The sequence below is a fragment of the Paenibacillus sp. JNU01 genome, from assembly GCF_059130585.1.
The window spans coordinates 6697842-6714877 of record NZ_CP169723.1; the positions used below are offsets into that span (position 1 = coordinate 6697842).

Sequence of the window (17036 nt, forward strand, 5' to 3'; positions counted from 1 at the left end):
AGACCATGATAACATATAGGACTTTGACCCTTGAAGATGTCAACCAGTTGGGGGATATAGACCGTTCGGAACATATTGATCTCATCTATGAAATGAGAGAGAACGAATTGGTAGAGCTAAAACAAAATCATGAGTGCTCCAACTGGGATGAAAAGCTTTTGGAGGAAATTCAAAATCGATACGTCTTCGAATTAGAACAAGGTGGCATGGCATATGGCGCATTTGCTGAGGAGCGGTTAATTGGATTTGGAGTGCTGGCACATCAACTTAGAGGAAGTGAGCAAAATCAATTACAAGTTGACTTGATGTATGTCTCACGCGGCTACAGAAGACAAGGCGTTGGAAAACGTATTCTAAACCAATTAGGTGAAGAGGCTAAGAAACGTGGGGCACAGTATCTGTACATCTCATCCACAGAAACGAGATCAGCGGTATCCTTTTACAGAAGCCAGGGCAGCCAGATTACTAGTGAAATGGATCAGGAACTTTATGACAAAGAGCCGAAAGATATACACATGATAAAGGAGCTAGGCACATGACAACAACAGTAGGCATACTTGGCACGATTCATAATCCTGAACTCAGGGAGCGTTATCATTGTTCGCTTTCTCTTTACAAGAATGTGATAACTGAGTTTAAGCCAGATCTCATTTGTGGTGAAGTTCATCCACAGAGTTGGTTGAGATATCAGAAGGACCAAAATGATAGAGGATACTGGGGAGAACCGGCAAGCGAGTTTTGGGATATGGTATTTCCTTTGTGCGAAGAGCAGGACATTCCATTTGTGCCTATTGATTGGTTTGAATTGGATGTGTGGAATGCATTTGATCCATTTAAAGGTTATTCGAGTGAGGAGCGCAAAGAACTCGAACAGCGGGATGATGACTGGTTTGCGGAACAAATGGACACGTATCGGTTTGGGGAAATTCCTTTTAATTCAAAGGAGTTCGATCGTATAACCAAACAAAAATATGTATGGTTAGGGCAGATTAACCCGAAGGCACAGAACTTTCGCTGGGTTGTCCGTAATCAGATTATGGTTCAGAGAGTCAAAAATACAATTGAAGCTCATCCAGGGAAACGAATCCTCTGTATCATAGGAGCCGATCATAATTACATTTTCCAAGAAGAACTGATGAACGACTCTATTGAATTGTTGTATCCGCTACGCTAGAGAAAGCGTCAGTATAAATAGATTTAAGCCCGTAATTAAGGATCATTATATGTGCAAAAAAATCCGTAAAACACTTAAGTACAGCTTATCGAGTATCATTTTAATGATTATAGTTGCTTTGATATTTCCCACATGGACACCCCAAATTAAAGGGGAGAACAGCATCAGCATGTTAGAGCAGATCGAAATCAACGGTGCAGGTCACGAGGTCATGATCAGGGGAGTTGACCGGAGTAATCCTATCCTGATTTTTGTGCATGGGGGGCCGGGATGCTCGGAGATTCCTTACGTTAGGAAGTATCAGAAGGAGCTTGAGCAACACTTCACTGTAGTCCATTATGATCAACGTGGGAGCGGAAAGTCCTATCACTTTTTTGAGGATTATTCGAATCTGACAACAGATGTATTAGTAGATGATTTGTTAGCGTTAAGTGATGTTGTATCTAAGGAGTTAAATCAAGAAAAGGTTATATTAATCGGTCATTCATTTGGTACATACATCGGGATGAAAGCTGCGGCTAAGGCGCCAGCTCAGTTTCACGCGTATATTGGCATTGGGCAGATGGCAGATACGCTTCAGAGCGAACTGGAGAGCATGGAGTACACGTTAGAACAAGCGAAACAAGCCGGTAATGAAGCGGATGTTGAAAAACTGGAGCTAGTTCGTGGGTCGATTGAGCAAGGAAATGATCTTACACCTAGAATTCTTTTGCAAAAGTATGGCGGCGCTGCCAGACTTATCAATGAGAATAGAGATTATATCTCAGGATTCCTTTTGAATCCCGAATACAATGGATTGGATATGATTTGCTTTTATTCAGGGATGTTCAGTTCGCAAGACATCTTACTAAGGGAAGTATTTGATCAAAATTTACCCGATATTGTGGATCATCTGGATATTCCTATTTATTTTGTGATGGGTAAATATGATTATATGACCACTGCGAATGCAGCACGTGATTATTTCAAAGTACTCGATGCACCGATCAAAGATTTCGTTGTATTTAACGAATCGGCGCATTACCCACAGTTTGAAGAGAAAGATAAATTCTTAAATTGGTTAATTGAGCTATTTTAAGATGCATGGAGAGCAGCAAGATCATATTTCGATGGTTGATTTTGATCAAGAACATATTCAAGCAATTAAATGAAACGGATAGATGGATTATTTTGTAGTAAATCGTCAAAAAAGAGCAATAAAGATATATCTTTATTTTCCATAAATGTGTTATTATGTTGGTGGAAGACGAAAATTTCATTTGTTTGATCGATAGGGAAGGAGGCGCGAATTCTCGAATCATTCAATCTGAATCAATAGATTAACTGCACTGCTTGTTAAAAATAATAGAATAAGCGGAGGTATGGTTATGTTCAAAAAATGGAAGAAATTCAGCATCAGCAGCTTGGCGCTTGTGTTAGTGGCTGCCGTGGCCTTTACCGGATGGAGCCCAAAAGCATCAGCAGCGGACGCTTCGCAAGTGGTGGCTGAAATGGGTGCAGGTTGGAATCTGGGCAATCAGCTGGAAGCAGCGATAAATGGCACACCGAGTGAGACAGCTTGGGGCAATCCTACGGTGACTCCGGCGCTGATCCAAAAAGTGAAAGCTGCGGGCTTCAAGTCGATTCGTATTCCCATCTCCTATTTGAACAACATTGGAAGCGCTCCCAATTATACAATTAATGCGGCATGGTTGAATCGAATTCAGCAAGTTGTAGATTATGCCTACAATGAAGGTCTGTATGTCATCATCAATATTCACGGCGATGGTTACAATTCTGTACAGGGTGGATGGTTGCTCGTGAATAGTGGCAATCAGACTGCCATTAAGGAAAAGTATAAAAAAGTGTGGCAGCAGGTGGCTACCAAGTTTAGCAACTACAATGATCGTCTTATTTTCGAATCCATGAACGAAGTGTTCGATGGCAACTATGGTAATCCGAATTCGGCGTATTACGCTAATCTGAACGCCTACAATCAAATTTTTGTGGACACGGTAAGGCAGACCGGAGGCAACAATAATGCCAGATGGTTGCTGATTCCAGGCTGGAATACCAATATTGACTTCACCGTTGGTAATTATGGCTTTGTTCTCCCGACAGATAATTTCAGATCCTCGGCCATTCCTAGTTCGCAGAAAAGAATTATGATCTCGGCACACTATTACTCTCCATGGGATTTCGCTGGTGAGGAAAACGGTAATATCACGCAGTGGGGTGCAACGGCTACGAATCCTGCGAAGAAGTCTACTTGGGGACAAGAGGATTACTTGGAATCGCAGTTCAAGTCCATGTACGATAAATTTGTCACTCAAGGCTATCCTGTAGTGATTGGTGAATTCGGTTCAATTGACAAAACATCGTATGATTCAACCAACAATGTATATCGTGCAGCATATGCCAAAGCAGTTACAGCAAAAGCCAAGAAATACAAAATGGTTCCGGTTTATTGGGACAACGGGCATAACGGTCAACATGGATTCGCCTTGTTTAACCGTCAGAATAATACCGTGACGCAACAAAACATCATTAATGCAATCATGCAAGGTATGCAATAATAGACGAACTAGCTTAATCCATGCAAGCAAACGGCGTGTTCCTGAAAAAGGGACATGCCGTTTTTTTGTTGCGGGAGGTGATATCCACAATATTTCCCAATGCATTTTACATAAGCCATATATAGAATTCATCAAATCCCACAATACCTTTTATATACTTAATTTGCTCGATATAGCGTACTCAAAGGACTAGGTGGTAGACAGAATGTTAAAAAAACGTGATTTGCAGGAATGCCATTCATTGTACAGTTTGATGATGGACCCCGCAGTTTCGCCTTATGTTCGTTATCTATGTCAATCATATGAAGAATATCTGTTTCTCACGAAACAATTGATGGCCGAAGAAGAGCAAAAAACAGTGATTTCCCGAACGATCTTGAATGAGACAGGACAGCCGATTGGTACCATTGATCTATATCATATCGAGCAGCAAACGGGTTTCTTGGCCACATGGATTGGAGCCCCGTATTTTGGTAATGGATACAGCCAAAGAGCGAAATCAGCCTTTTTGGTTGAACTGTTCCTGGAACATGCGATTGAAACGGTATTTATGAAAATTCGAAAGCAAAATATAAGATCCAGAAAAGCGGTAGAAAAACTGCCTTATGTGAAACTAGCCAATGATGTGTATCCCGATGTATACCAATTCATTAATGCCAAGGAACAGATTTATGATCTGTATCATGTGGAACGATCGGCTTTTTTTGAACATCATATGGATCTGCACCATGTAGTGGCGACTTAACATATTCAGAGAGTTTACTACAGCGGCGTCAGTGATGACGGCGCTATTTGCTATGATGAGAGTGAAGTTGGAAAACACTTGAAGGTAAAATGCAGGAATATGGAATGGAGAATCGAAAGACATGGAGTAGATCGTGCGGATGTAACATGATGGACGGATCATAAAAGGAGGCATGAAATGAACAATATCAACAAGATTCTGGGTGTAATCCTCATGCTTGGCAGTGTGTTTATTTCGACGATGGAGAGAATTTCAGTACGAGTATCTGTTGCTATAGTAGAAGCAGGATACGCTTCAGGAGGGACCAACGTACCCCAGTTTGCTCAGATGAACGAGCATCCAACAGGTTTACTCGTATATTTCATGTTTTTGGTTGGTTTTATACTATTAGTCGCGGGATTTCCGGGGAGTTATAAGAAGAGTCGTAATCGCAACCATACCCAAGAAAGATAGTATTAGGAGGGATGAGAGTGGCTGAACAGGAGGAAGTGTTATCGGGAGGTAATGTGAATCAGGTTGTCAGAATCGGAGAGACGGTTCGCAGGAGTTCCAGACCTGATCCTTATGTGCAGGAGTTGCTGGTGCATCTTGAAAAAGAAGGCTTTTATCAGGCTCCACGATATCTTGGTGTTGATGCGGAAGGAAGAGAAATGCTCTCGTATCTTGATGGACACGTTCCTGGCAATGATTATCCCGAGATTGAAGCGTACATGTGGTCAGATGAATCGCTTAAGGGAGTTGCAAGACTTTTGAGAACCTATCATGATGCGACTGTTTCATATCTAACTGCCGCTCAATCCAGCAATGCCTATTCTGATATGGAGCAACATGAGGTCGTGTGTCATAACGATTTTGCATTATATAACGTGGTATTTAAGGATGGCGTGCCACAGGGGATTATCGATTTCGATATGGTCGGCCCGGGTCCACGTCTGTGGGATGTTGCCTATACATTATATACTTGCGTTCCGCTGGCGAGTTTTTCACCCCCAACTCAGATGCGTGGTAAGGAGGTTATCCCTTATTGCAGTGAAGTGCACGCAACCGTTCGGAAGGAACGCATTGAATTATTCATGAGCACATACGGAGTGGCTGTACCGCCGGATTTGAAGCAATGGGTGTTGTCTCGTATTCGTTTCTTGTGTGAGACATTGGCTAATCGTGCGGCTGACGGAGATGTCGCTTTTCTGAAGATGGTTGAAGAGGGCCATCTGTCCCACTACGAGAAAGAAGTTATTTTTCTGGAAAAACATTGGGATGAATGGATTTGAAAATTAACGCTAATGGACCGCGTGATAGCCTATGGGCTGTCAGCGGTTTTTTTGTCGTCTACGTCCGTTCCCTATGAATTCCTTTCTAATCATTTTCAACAATTGTGATCAACAATACAGCAATATTGTTCGGATTAGATTGAAATAACTGTGATACAATTCATTGTAAAGCGCTATCATTGTAAATTATTAAACTATATTGCTATTTATATTCTGGGAAGGGAGATCTTTATTGATGCTAACCATACACACCCCGACGAATATTGCTTTACAGGAAAATGAAGTTTACGTGCGATCAGAAGCAGATAACTTTCAGGATGAATGGCCTGTTCATACGCACAACGGGTATGAGATTCATTATTTTATCCAAGGAGATGCGACCTTTTTAATCGGTGATCGAATATATAAGCCGCTGCCTGGAGATATGTTTATATTCAGAGGGGGTGTGCCCCATCGGATCAATCCTTCAAGAGAAATCGTATACAAGCGAAGTTTCGTCAATTTTACGGAATTATTGTTACTGGACATGCTTGCTGTGAGTCAATTGGAGAATCTGATGTCCATATTCCGGCATCCCAATGGATTGCTGGTGCATTGGTCCCTGGAGGAGCGTGAACACATCACAGGTATATTTAAGGGGATCAAGGAGGAGATGGATGCAGGAAATACAGGACACAAAACAATGATCAAATTAAGTCTTACCCAATTGTTGTTGCGGATTTACCGGAAAACGACCAGTGAGCAATCCGCAGATCCTATTTTATTTTCTTCCCAGAAGCAGACAAGTGTAAGCCGGGTTCTTCATTATTTAAACCAGAACTACACGGAGAATGTTTCACTGGATGATCTGTCCAAAACACTCCATTTGAATAAATACTATATATGTCACTCTTTCAAAGAGACGACGGGATATACGATAAGCAATTATGTAATACGGAAAAGAGTTGCAGAGGCCAAAAAATTATTACTGTCTACAGATGCACCGATTTTGTCCATATCTGAGACGTTAGGCTTTAATACACCTGTATATTTTAGTAGGGCATTTAAACAGTATGTGGGTGTATCGCCACAGTTGTTCCGCAAAAATGAATTGCTCAACGAAGCCAAAATTCATTAAACCCTTCCAAGGAGATGTTGATATGACGAGAAGAACAACGTTTAAGCTCATCACTAGCCTGGTAATGGTCATGTTACTCATCGTGCTGACTGCTTGCGGAAATACAGGTAACAATGCTGATTCGAAACAATCAACGCTGGATTTTCTGTGGTTCTCTGATGGGAAAGAAGGAGAAGTCATTAAGGAAATCATTAAAGAATATGAGCAGACGAATACCAAGGTTAAGATCAATCTGATTGAAGTTGGTTTCAAGGACATGCAAACCAAATTAAAAACAATGTTATCGGGTGGAAAGCCACCTGCCCTTAGCCGGGTCACGGATACCGGATCATTTGCTAATCAGGCCGTTGATCTTACACCCTACGTGGACAGTGCCAGTCAATTCGAGGATCAATTTATCGACTCTCTTAAACCTTACTATGTTATGAATGACAAGCTGGTGGCTGCGCCTATGGACGTCACAGCGAATGGACTTATTTATAATAAAACCTTATTTGATAAAGCGGGCGTCAAGGTACCTACTTCACCCGATCAGGTATGGACGTGGGAAGAATATATCGCTGCATTAAAAGAGGTTATGGACAAAGGTGGAGCACGATATGGCATGGTATGGGATGTCACTCCGCATAGATGGTCCACTCTTTTGTACCAGAATGGTGGAAGTATCTTAACAGAGGATGGCAGTGCGGCGGCCATTAACAGTCAAGCCGGAATCCGTTCGATGGAGATGTTCAAGCAACTTCATCAAGATGGAATTATGCCTGAATCGGTATGGCTCGGAGGGGAGAACCCGAACAACCTGTTCCGTTCCGGGACGGTAGCTACCCACTGGGCTGGCAACTGGATGATTAGCAATTACAAGGATATCACCGATTTCGAATGGGGCGTCACCTATATGCCGAAAGGAACACAACGTTCATCCGTGCCCGGCGGGAAGTTTCTCATGGCTTTCAAAGGCAGTGGTTATGAGCAGGAGGCAGCAGAATTCATTGAATATTTAACCTCCAAAGAAGTGAATTCCAAATATAATCAGGAATCATTGTTTATGAGTCCACGGAAGGACAGCTCCGTATTAAATTATGAATTTGGCAAGGAGATGTTTGAAATTTTCTCGGATGAACTGAAGAACAGTTCACCTCTTGCCGCGAATGACTGGTCTAAGCAAACGCTTATATCCAAAATTTCAACGGATTTGAAAAATAATATTATGGACGTTCTGTCAGACAAGGCAACTCCGCAGGAGGCTTTGGATCAAACAGCCCAACTGATTAACGAGGCTATTGGCAGTCAATAAACCTAAATTCATTACGACAATTCGCATAACGGGGGCTTAACGATTCCTGTGAGCCTCCCTTTCGAATGAACACATAAGGAAGGGGCAAGCAGATGGGTGAAGGACAACGATTAAACAGGAATACGCTGGCAAAACAGAACAGGAAGCTCGTTATTGCTCCTTATCTGTTTATACTTCCCAACCTCCTGATCTTTGGAACGTTTATCGTATTTCCCTCTTTATTGGGTCTATATTATTCTTTCCATGTCTACGATGGATTGAACCCAATGAAGTACAACGGGCTGGAGAATTATATCAAAATCATAGGGGATCGGGAATTTTGGTCGACCATCGGACGAACGGGGATTTATGCAGCAATTGTTGTCCCGCTGATCTATGCAGCAGCATTGGGCATTGCTTTGTTGCTTGCGCGCGAGATACGAATGCGGGGGTTCTTCAGGGCCGTATTTTACTGGCCGACCATGATTTCTTACATTATCGTAGGTTTGACCTGGAAGTGGATTTTTGGAGATTCATTCGGCATCTTGAATCATCTGTTAACGGTGGTTGGTGTGGAACCTGTAGGCTTTCTGACCTCTCCCTTTTGGGCAAATACGGCTGTGATTATCGCAACGGTTTGGTCTCGTGCAGGCTTTTTCATGGTCATTTTTATCGCAGGCTTGCAGGCCATACCTACGGATTATTATGAAGCTGCCCGCTTGGACGGCGCAACGGGAACAAAGGTATTTCGCTATATTACCCTCCCACTTTTGAAGCCTACCAGCTTACTCGTTGTTATGCTATGTCTGATTGACGCGTTCAAAGCCTTCCCACTTATGTTTGCGCTTACAGGCGGTGGGCCGGGCAAGGAAACCACCTATATTGTTCAATATATCTATGAGATTGGCTTTAACAGGCAGGAGCTTGGGCTAGCCAGCGCCATGTCGGTGATACTGTTTATCCTTATTGGCGGATTCTCAGCTCTGCAATTCCGTCTATCGAAAGGAGGGGCTACGTGATGGTAATGAAACCTATGGTCAAAATCGTCATTTACAGTATGTTAAGTGTTGCCGCAGTAGTGTGGCTCCTGCCTGTTCTGTGGGTCGTAATTTCTGCCCTGAAAACGAATAGCGATCTGTACAGCTTTCCTCCAAAGTTGTGGCCCGATCCAGTCACCTTCGAGCATTTCAGGGAGGCATTCAAAAAAGGTAATTTTGGCTTGTATTTTATGAATAGTACAATCGTAACTTTGAGCTCAACGCTGCTGTTATTGCTGATCAACTCCATGGCAGGCTTTGCCCTCGCGAAGTACCGCTTCCGCGGAAGCTCGATCATATTAATCGCTTTTATCTCAACCCTCATGATTCCGATTGAGGTCATTATGATCCCTATCTTCAAGGTACTGAGTGCACTTGGGATGTATAATAGCCTGCTCGCGATTATTATACCACCAGCAGCAACTCCAACAGGTGTGTTCCTTATGCGGCAGTACTTGCTAAGCGTACCGGACGAACTGCTGGAAGCTGCCCGGATGGATGGAGCCGGTGAATGGAAAATTTACTGGAGCATTATTCTTCCCATAGCGAAGCCGATTCTGGCCGTGCTTGCGATCTTCTCCTTCATGTGGAGATGGGATGATTTTGTATGGCCGTTAATTGCTATTAGTGATCCATCGAAATATACGATTCAGCTTGCGCTCTCTAATTTTATTGGTGAATACAACGTAGATTGGGGCAGCCTCCTGGCCATGTCCGTAATCACGATGCTTCCGGTACTGATTGTTTTTATGGTTTTCCAGCGTTATTTTGTCAGCGGTATGATTACTTCAGGAATGAAAGGATGAGTTGAATGTCAGATATTACCCGTGACGGGACGGATACCTTGAATTATAAACCTATGAAATTAGGCCACCATCAGGTCATTAATCATTGGATCATCAGCGGCATATATACGAAGCCTGTTGCCTTTGTTCCAACAACGATGGAGGGAGATATTAATGATTGGCTTATCGATGGCTTTGCCATCCATGAGAATCCATGCAGAAAAGAATTTGTAGAACATAGGAGAACGCAGCCTGTGAACCGATTTTTTGACCAATGGAGTGAGTTTCCTAGCCCGGGAGACAGCTTCGTTGGAGAAGAAAACGGGAAGCCGTGGACACTGTATTCTCCCTGGAATAATCCACGGGTGGAGCAATCCGGATTTTGGTTTGTACCGACACATCTGCGCAGTTATGCCGCGACAAGGTTGATTTCTGCGACTGCTCATACCGCCTCTTTGCGGATCAAGACCTATGGCAGTCTGACATTGTGGGTGAATGGGGAAGTGGTAACGGATTTTGCGCCACTCATGCGTAACAAGGAGCAGGAAATCGTTATCAAAGCTGAACTTGTAGCCGGAATGAATGAGATCTATGTCTGCTGGGAGGATCTCGCTGAGCGGGATACCATGTATGCTTTTGCGGTGGAATACCTGGGAGACGAAGAATTGGAAATTTCCTTGCCTATTGCTCCTCATTTGGCAGAAAACGTGAAATACGCAGAACAAGCCCTTGAACAGGCTTATTTTCCTTCGGATCTCTTTAGAGGGGAGCAGATTAAGCTCAAGCTGCCGCTTCCCTTACCAGACATCGTTAGAGAAGTTGATATCCAGTATGGCAATTTCTTTGATGGCACCGAAAACAAGACAATACACATAGCCGAAAAGGAAACGGATCTAGTTCTGGCACACACCAACGAAATTGGCCATCATTACGTATACTTCACGCTGACGATTTCAGTTTCAAACGTAGCATTGACGAAGAAGTTCGGCTGTCAATCCTACGATACCAGTTATGATGAAGCTGCTCAGCAAGCTACGAATATGGAAGCACGCAAATCTCTGGCTCTGCAATGTATTGCTGAGAAGGGCAGTCGTAACATTCATACGGCTATAGCCATGTTAAAAACAAATGGCAATCTGCAAGAAGCGGAAAATATGTTGCTTGAAGGCGTGGAGGGGATCGAGCAACGAAAGGATTGCAGTGACTTCTATCTGGTGGGGCTGTTTCGTCTCTGGAGAGATGAACGAAATAGCGGTCTGTTCAGTGAATTGTTCTGGGATCGGGTAAAAGCAAGTATTCTGGGCTATCGATATTGGATTGATGAACCTGGTGATGATGTGATGTGGTTCTTCAGTGAGAACCATGCTCTGTTATTCCATACCAATGAGCTGTTAGCCGGACAACTGTTCGGGACTGAAACGTTCAGCAACAGTGGTGAGTCCGGTGAAGTTCACCGTCAAAAAGCGGAGCAGCGGCTTAGCTTATGGTTTGAGCGCTTTTTGGATGAAGGATTGGCAGAATGGAATTCAAGTGCATACATTCCTATTGATGCAGTGGGGCTGCTACATATCTATGAATTTGCCCATAATGAGCAGCTCAGGCAGCAAGCGAAAAAGGCAATGGACCTGCTATTTTATTATATTACCGTTCAGATGCATCAAGGCGTCATGTCCACAACGTTTGGCCGCAGCTATGAGAAGGAACTGCTGGGTAGTTATGCAGCGGGAACGACTTCCATGTGCTGGATCGGTTATGGTATCGGCAATGTTAACAATTATTCAATCAGCAATGTTGCTTTGAGTTTATCGGATTACAATCCACCAGCAGCTTATCAGGAGCATCTGTTGCTCGGGGAAAATCAGCAATTGGTGTTCGCCAATGAGCAGGGCAAGGGAGGTTACGCCAAGCTCTATCATCATCGGACAGAGGAGTACGCTCTTTCCTCCATCATTCGCTTTCGTCCAGGCAAGCCAGGTTATCAGGAGCATGTCAACCATCTGTCTCTGTCTCCTGAAGCGCAGATATGGGTGAATCATCCGGCAGAAATATACAAGCATGGGGATGGACGGCCTTGCTTTTGGGCTGGAAACGGGATATTGCCTGATGTTGTTCAGCATGAGGGGATCGCTCTGATGATGTTTGATATCCCGGCAGACCAGACTGCGGATTGGACACATGCTTATTTTCCTGCGAGCTTTTTCACAGAATGGGTGCAGCATGAGAACTGGTATTTTGCCCGTCTGAATAAAGGATATGTGGCGCTATATGCAGCCAACGGGACGAGTATGGAGACCAACGGGGTGACAAAAGATCGTGAGCTTATTTCTCCTGGATTGCGTAATGCCTGGATCATCAGAGCAGGAAACGAACTGCAATTCGGATCATTTAGCCATTTTATAAATTCAGTTCGTTCCTCCAGCCCGCACTTCGACAGTACATCCCTGACGCTTAGCCTGATCGACTCGGTATACGGTTCCATTCAGTGGGGAATGAACAAGCCTTTTCTTATTCAAGGAGAGGAAATGGTACATGACGGATATGGCGTAAGGGGACAGTTGCAGTTACAGGACATCAAACGTTGATGCTGAGCAATAAATCTAGGGAGTGAAAACAATCATGCCGAATCAAGAAGTGCTTCTGGAGAAAATAAGCAGGGTATCCGATGCGATGAAATCGATGAAAAATACAAGCATCAACGAACAGTTCCCCATTGGACTAATCGACATCCATCTATGGGAATGGCCACAAGGTGTCGGCCTTTATGGTCTGCTTCAGCTCTATGAAGCAACGAAGGATGCCGAGGTGCTGGAATTTCTCGAATCATGGTACAATGCAAGGCTGCTGGAGGGGTTACCAGAAAAAAATGTGAATACCTGTGCTCCGCTGCTTACGTTGATTTCACTATGCGAACTGACCGGAAACAAGGAATATGAACGTGTCTGTGAAGAATGGAGTAGCTGGATTATGGACGAACTGTTACGAACCGGAGACGGTGCATTCCAGCATATGATCACAGGAGACGCCAACGATGGCCAGATTCTGATCGACACCCTTTTTATGACGGTATTATTTCTGGCCAAAGCTGGGGTGTATTTTAAGAAAACAGCCTATGTGGAAGAAGCCAAGCGGCAATTCCTTGTGCATATTAAATACCTGTACAATAAACAAACCGGGCTGTTCTATCACGGCTGGGATTTCAACGAAAATCATAATTATGGCGCAGTTCACTGGGGAAGAGGCAATGCATGGTATACGGCGGGGGTTATGGATTTTCTGAATATCATCCCCATTGAAGATGGGCTGAAGGCCTATCTGTTGGATACAGCGACCGCTCAAATTAGAGCGCTTAGCAAGCTTCAGAGTGAGAACGGGATGTGGCACACCGTACTGGATGATCCGCACTCTTACCAAGAAACTTCCGCAACGGCTGCGATGGGATACGGGATTCTCAAGGGAATCCGGTACGGATACTTGGACGAGTCCTATCGCGATACCGGCACGAGAGCACTTGAAGCAGTGCTGCGGCAAATTGATGATAACGGAGTTGTACAACAGGTATCCTACGGGACCCCTGTGGGACAGGATGCCCAGTTCTATAAAGATATACCGATTAGTCCGATGGGCTATGGACAAGCTCTTACGTTGTTTATTCTGATTGAGGGGTTGCGGGTTCCAGCCACCGAATAAAATAAGTCGGGCTTGTGTGGAGGATAGGGATACCGATTCCTCTATCCTCCTTTGCTTGAAAGGGCACTTATTTGTTCTATCATCCTATGAATATTCTCTACTTTAAAGGCATTAAAATAACCCCCTGGAATTCATAAGAATACCAGGGGGTTATTTTAATGTGTTTTGCGTTTAGCTCTTGCCTGTCAACGTTGACTCCCCATAGGCCCGAATCTCGATCAACTCCGCATACTTGCTGCCATTGGTGGTGTCAATGTTTACCCTAAGCGCTTGTGTATGCACAGCTGTATCCAGACGATGAATGACTTTCCTTTTGCGGTTCTCCGCTGCACTTACGATCTCAATCCATTCCCCAGACCGACTCAATACCTCTACCCGATAATCACGTACAAGTTCAGGCATGACGCGGAATGTTGTCTGATGGTGATGCAGATTAACCAGATCCTCGTTCACATCATCATTAAAGGTCAAGTGCAGTTCAGCCAAGGCTTGAGGCTCTTCCCATGTGAGTTGCACCCATTCCGGCTTGCCAGACTGCATCGGCTGGGACATCCACTGCTGTGGCCCGCCGTAAGGGCGATGGTAACCGTTGACTGTGTTTTCTGGTAAATAGGCCGTCGTCTCAGAAAGGGTACGACAGCAGAATGGCTGACGCGCCAACCCCTGCATGGACCATAATACAACGGGCTGATCCGTGGCATGATCCTCCAGATTTTTGGACACATGGTTCTCTTCTGTTCGGAAGAAAATCAGCACCCCGCTGTGTGCCTCCGTGGAATGGTAGAGGGTGACGTCTTCATTCGCCCGGATAATAATAAATGCATTCTGCGGTTCTTCCGGTTGCCATTCAAGCGGAAGCTTCACCCACTGCCTGGTTCCCGTTGCAACATTAACGGTTGCCGTAACTTGTAACGTATGGGGGACGTAATTCTCCTTACGCCCCGTATCCCACAGCTCTACCGTCAGCACGGTATCGCTGGATGCATCCAGCAGCAGCTCCAGGCCGCTGAGCATTGGCTGCACGGGCAGCAGCAGGGCAACATCCGCACCCAGCGGGTACGTCTCCCCAGGCTGCTCAAGAGCGATGCCCGTCAGCGTGCTGGAGGCTGAAGCCTTGGCACGCCGGGCTAGATCCAGCTCATCGCGGCTGCGCACCCCGATGATGGAAGCGTCCTGCCGCAGCAACGTCTGCTGCAGCGCCGCCAGATGCCTCGCGTACAACTCGCGCGGCGACACCCCCATGGCCGCGCAGAGCGCTGCGCCCGTACCCGCGGCTTCGCCGATGACCGCGCATGTGGCCATGACGCGCGTTGTGCCGAAGGCGACATGCGATGCGCTGATGTCGCGACCGGCCATGAGCATATTCCGCACATTTGCGGAATACAGGGAGCGGAACGGCACGTGATACACGCCATCGGCATGCATATGCTTCGAGCCGCTCGCTTCGGCATACATGCCCTGCGGGGGATGCAGGTCGATGGACCAGCCGCCAAAAGCTACGGCATCCGGGAACTCCTGTTGGCTGATAATATCGTTCTGGGTGAGCACATAGTCACCCGTGAAGCGGCGGTACTCCCTTTTGCCAGGAAGAGAACCGATCCACTCCAGCGTCATATGATCGGCATCGAATTTCCCGGTGTTCTTGATATAGTCCCAGATCCCGTAGATCACGGACGACAACTCATCACGGATCAGCTCATTGTCGTGTACGGTATCATGTTCACCGCCCCATTCAATCCACCAGTAATGACAACCGGAATCCCCGCTGCGAATGACCCGGCGAATTGGAATACTCGTCTGTGTGATATCCTTGGCAAAAGAAGGCGGGATATAACGGACGGGTGCACCGGTATCCTTGGTGTAAAAGAGCAGTGTACTGCCCAGCGTGATCTGATCGGCAACCTCAGGTGCCCATTCTTCACCATATTCGCTGCGGGCTTCCCGGCCGAGCGCAAACTTGGCACCTGCGAGAAAACCAACCAGTCCATCGCCTGTACAGTCCAGATAGATCTGACTCTCAAATCGGATTTTGCGCTCAGAGCCCATCATCCACCCGGTAACAGAGGTGATCATACGTTCTTCGCCATCCCCTGTGGCCTCAACTTCATGGACATCCGTGTTCAGATACAGGCTGATGTTGGATTCAGCTCGGACGGCTTCCAGAATGACCAAGTCCCAGAGATAAGGATTGCCCTCCGGATTACGATATTGATTCTCTACAAATAGTTCCCCCATGATGCCTGTCTCGCGGGCATAACGGTTAATCCCGTGGGCGGTAGCGCCACAGACCCATACGCGTACTTCGCTGCTGGAATTGCCGCCAAGTACGGGGCGATTCTGTATCAGTGCGACCTGTTGGCCCAGCCGGGCAGCAGATATCGCAGCACATACGCCCGCAAGCCCGCCTCCGATGACGGTGATATCCGGTTTAACGAGTTCGTGCTTCATACAAACACCTCTCTCATGAATATGGATGAGCCTAAGCTTAGATTTCATATTTCATATCTATAATTTCATATTAGTTCTATATATTTACTTTTCAAATACACTATATTATCATCGAGCATATACTTTATTTCATAACAAAGGCAGGTGTGTCATGGAGCTTCTTAATCACATCTACTGGAAGAAGAAAGCTACATTTGCGCTCGCAGAAGATATCTACGATGCTTGGGTGGTCTTTGCCGTTGAAGAGGGAGTATTCCGTTACGAGATTGATGGACTGACAGGAGAGGCGGGGTTTGCTGATCTGGTGTTGTGCCCACCCCACGTTGCTTTTCGCAGACAGACGGTAACCCCGCTGACGTTTCACTATATGCAGTTCTCTTGTAACACCACAGACGGGGAGAACCTTCTGCCGCCAATTGGAAAATCTCTAATTAATGATACAAAGCGTCTGGCTTCAACATATGCCTACCTTCGTCAGGCGAGTGAGGACAACGATGAGGCTTCAACAGGATGGAAAACCCATTTGATGTTGGATTTGTGGCGGCTATATCAATGGGAGCGCAGACAGAGTGGGCTAATGGAAACGAAGTTCACGGAGGATGCTCTGATGGCTGAAGCGGCAGCATTGTTGGAAGAGTGGGCAGGAGAGGCAGTTAGCCTGCGAACGTTGGCCGAACATCTGGCATTGAGTCCAGTCCAGCTCACCCGAAGGTTCCGGGAGGCCTTTCAAGAGACACCCTCCGATTATCTGAAGGCGATTCGTCTCAAAAAGGCAAAAGCCTTACTGGCAGATAGCCGTCTGACCCTTACGCAGATCGCCGAGAGATGTGGATATGAGAACGGATTTTATCTGAGCCGTGTATTTTCGTCCACCATAGGAATCAGCCCCTCGGAGTACCGGAGACGACATCAAGTGTGAGATGAGGGTTCCAATGAACCAACCA

Annotated in this window: 15 protein-coding genes; 14 read left to right on the plus strand and 1 reads right to left on the minus strand. The window is 45.6% G+C overall.

The annotated features are described in order from the left end of the window. The first annotated feature begins 5 nt into the window (after positions 1-5). The 13 genes from NLBNIHML_RS29590 (at position 6) to bglB (ending at position 13644) form a co-directional block, all read left to right on the plus strand. Positions 6-539: a GNAT family N-acetyltransferase gene (locus NLBNIHML_RS29590; RefSeq protein WP_339260621.1), complete on the plus strand. Its 534-nt coding sequence runs from the start codon at positions 6-8 to the stop codon at positions 537-539. After that, positions 536-1174: a hypothetical protein gene (locus tag NLBNIHML_RS29595; RefSeq protein WP_494353380.1), complete on the plus strand. Its 639-nt coding sequence runs from the start codon at positions 536-538 to the stop codon at positions 1172-1174. The genes NLBNIHML_RS29590 and NLBNIHML_RS29595 overlap by 4 nt, the downstream gene beginning before the upstream one ends. Before the next feature lie 49 nt (positions 1175-1223). After that, complete coding sequence (locus tag NLBNIHML_RS29600; protein WP_339260623.1) at positions 1224-2252, plus strand: alpha/beta fold hydrolase; 1029 nt, start codon at positions 1224-1226, stop codon at positions 2250-2252. Between the two features lie 289 nt (positions 2253-2541). Continuing rightward, positions 2542-3729 carry a glycoside hydrolase family 5 protein gene (locus NLBNIHML_RS29605; RefSeq protein ID WP_339260625.1) on the plus strand — a complete coding sequence of 396 codons (1188 nt, stop codon included), beginning with the start codon at positions 2542-2544 and terminating at the stop codon, positions 3727-3729. Between the two features lie 205 nt (positions 3730-3934). Further along, positions 3935-4474: a GNAT family N-acetyltransferase gene (locus NLBNIHML_RS29610; protein ID WP_494353381.1), complete on the plus strand. Its 540-nt coding sequence runs from the start codon at positions 3935-3937 to the stop codon at positions 4472-4474. A gap of 177 nt (positions 4475-4651) precedes the next feature. Beyond that, positions 4652-4927: a hypothetical protein gene (locus NLBNIHML_RS29615; protein WP_494353382.1), complete on the plus strand. Its 276-nt coding sequence runs from the start codon at positions 4652-4654 to the stop codon at positions 4925-4927. Positions 4928-4938: 11 nt separating this feature from the next. After that, on the plus strand, positions 4939-5745 hold the full coding sequence (locus tag NLBNIHML_RS29620; protein ID WP_494353383.1) for a phosphotransferase: 807 nt from the start codon (positions 4939-4941) through the stop codon (positions 5743-5745). Between the two features lie 235 nt (positions 5746-5980). Beyond that, on the plus strand, positions 5981-6862 hold the full coding sequence (locus tag NLBNIHML_RS29625; RefSeq protein ID WP_339241878.1) for a helix-turn-helix domain-containing protein: 882 nt from the start codon (positions 5981-5983) through the stop codon (positions 6860-6862). Between the two features lie 22 nt (positions 6863-6884). Next, positions 6885-8156 (plus strand): ABC transporter substrate-binding protein, encoded by a 1272-nt coding sequence (locus NLBNIHML_RS29630; protein WP_494353384.1) that lies wholly within the window; start codon positions 6885-6887, stop codon positions 8154-8156. Between the two features lie 92 nt (positions 8157-8248). Then, complete coding sequence (locus tag NLBNIHML_RS29635; RefSeq protein ID WP_494353385.1) at positions 8249-9154, plus strand: carbohydrate ABC transporter permease; 906 nt, start codon at positions 8249-8251, stop codon at positions 9152-9154. Positions 9155-9159: 5 nt separating this feature from the next. Beyond that, positions 9160-9978, plus strand: a complete 819-nt coding sequence (locus NLBNIHML_RS29640) for a carbohydrate ABC transporter permease (RefSeq protein WP_445252971.1) — start codon at positions 9160-9162, stop codon at positions 9976-9978. A gap of 5 nt (positions 9979-9983) precedes the next feature. Beyond that, complete coding sequence (locus tag NLBNIHML_RS29645) at positions 9984-12539, plus strand: hypothetical protein (RefSeq protein WP_494353386.1); 2556 nt, start codon at positions 9984-9986, stop codon at positions 12537-12539. 34 nt (positions 12540-12573) lie between these two features. Beyond that, positions 12574-13644: a beta-galactosidase BglB gene (gene bglB, locus NLBNIHML_RS29650; RefSeq protein WP_339241888.1), complete on the plus strand. Its 1071-nt coding sequence runs from the start codon at positions 12574-12576 to the stop codon at positions 13642-13644. 171 nt (positions 13645-13815) lie between these two features. Here the strand turns inward: bglB and NLBNIHML_RS29655 are convergent, their stop codons facing one another. Further along, complete coding sequence (locus NLBNIHML_RS29655) at positions 13816-16092, minus strand: FAD-dependent oxidoreductase (RefSeq protein ID WP_494353387.1); 2277 nt, start codon at positions 16090-16092, stop codon at positions 13816-13818. 151 nt (positions 16093-16243) lie between these two features. Here NLBNIHML_RS29655 and NLBNIHML_RS29660 point away from each other — a divergent pair, with 151 nt between their 5' ends. Continuing rightward, a complete protein-coding gene (locus NLBNIHML_RS29660) occupies positions 16244-17011 on the plus strand; it encodes a helix-turn-helix domain-containing protein (RefSeq protein ID WP_494353388.1) in 768 nt (255 codons plus the stop codon). Positions 17012-17036 lie beyond the last annotated feature (25 nt).

Coding starts and splice junctions, on each gene's coding strand:
- NLBNIHML_RS29660 (WP_494353388.1), top strand. CDS start 16,244: ATGGAGCTTCTTAATCACATCTACTGGAAGAAGAAAGCTACATTTGCG.
- NLBNIHML_RS29640 (WP_445252971.1), top strand. CDS start 9,160: ATGAAACCTATGGTCAAAATCGTCATTTACAGTATGTTAAGTGTTGCC.
- NLBNIHML_RS29605 (WP_339260625.1), top strand. CDS start 2,542: ATGTTCAAAAAATGGAAGAAATTCAGCATCAGCAGCTTGGCGCTTGTG.
- NLBNIHML_RS29600 (WP_339260623.1), top strand. CDS start 1,224: ATGTGCAAAAAAATCCGTAAAACACTTAAGTACAGCTTATCGAGTATC.
- NLBNIHML_RS29610 (WP_494353381.1), top strand. CDS start 3,935: ATGTTAAAAAAACGTGATTTGCAGGAATGCCATTCATTGTACAGTTTG.
- NLBNIHML_RS29630 (WP_494353384.1), top strand. CDS start 6,885: ATGACGAGAAGAACAACGTTTAAGCTCATCACTAGCCTGGTAATGGTC.
- NLBNIHML_RS29645 (WP_494353386.1), top strand. CDS start 9,984: ATGTCAGATATTACCCGTGACGGGACGGATACCTTGAATTATAAACCT.
- NLBNIHML_RS29635 (WP_494353385.1), top strand. CDS start 8,249: ATGGGTGAAGGACAACGATTAAACAGGAATACGCTGGCAAAACAGAAC.
- NLBNIHML_RS29655 (WP_494353387.1), bottom strand. CDS start 16,092: ATGAAGCACGAACTCGTTAAACCGGATATCACCGTCATCGGAGGCGGG.
- bglB (WP_339241888.1), top strand. CDS start 12,574: ATGCCGAATCAAGAAGTGCTTCTGGAGAAAATAAGCAGGGTATCCGAT.
- NLBNIHML_RS29615 (WP_494353382.1), top strand. CDS start 4,652: ATGAACAATATCAACAAGATTCTGGGTGTAATCCTCATGCTTGGCAGT.
- NLBNIHML_RS29625 (WP_339241878.1), top strand. CDS start 5,981: ATGCTAACCATACACACCCCGACGAATATTGCTTTACAGGAAAATGAA.
- NLBNIHML_RS29590 (WP_339260621.1), top strand. CDS start 6: ATGATAACATATAGGACTTTGACCCTTGAAGATGTCAACCAGTTGGGG.
- NLBNIHML_RS29620 (WP_494353383.1), top strand. CDS start 4,939: ATGAGAGTGGCTGAACAGGAGGAAGTGTTATCGGGAGGTAATGTGAAT.
- NLBNIHML_RS29595 (WP_494353380.1), top strand. CDS start 536: ATGACAACAACAGTAGGCATACTTGGCACGATTCATAATCCTGAACTC.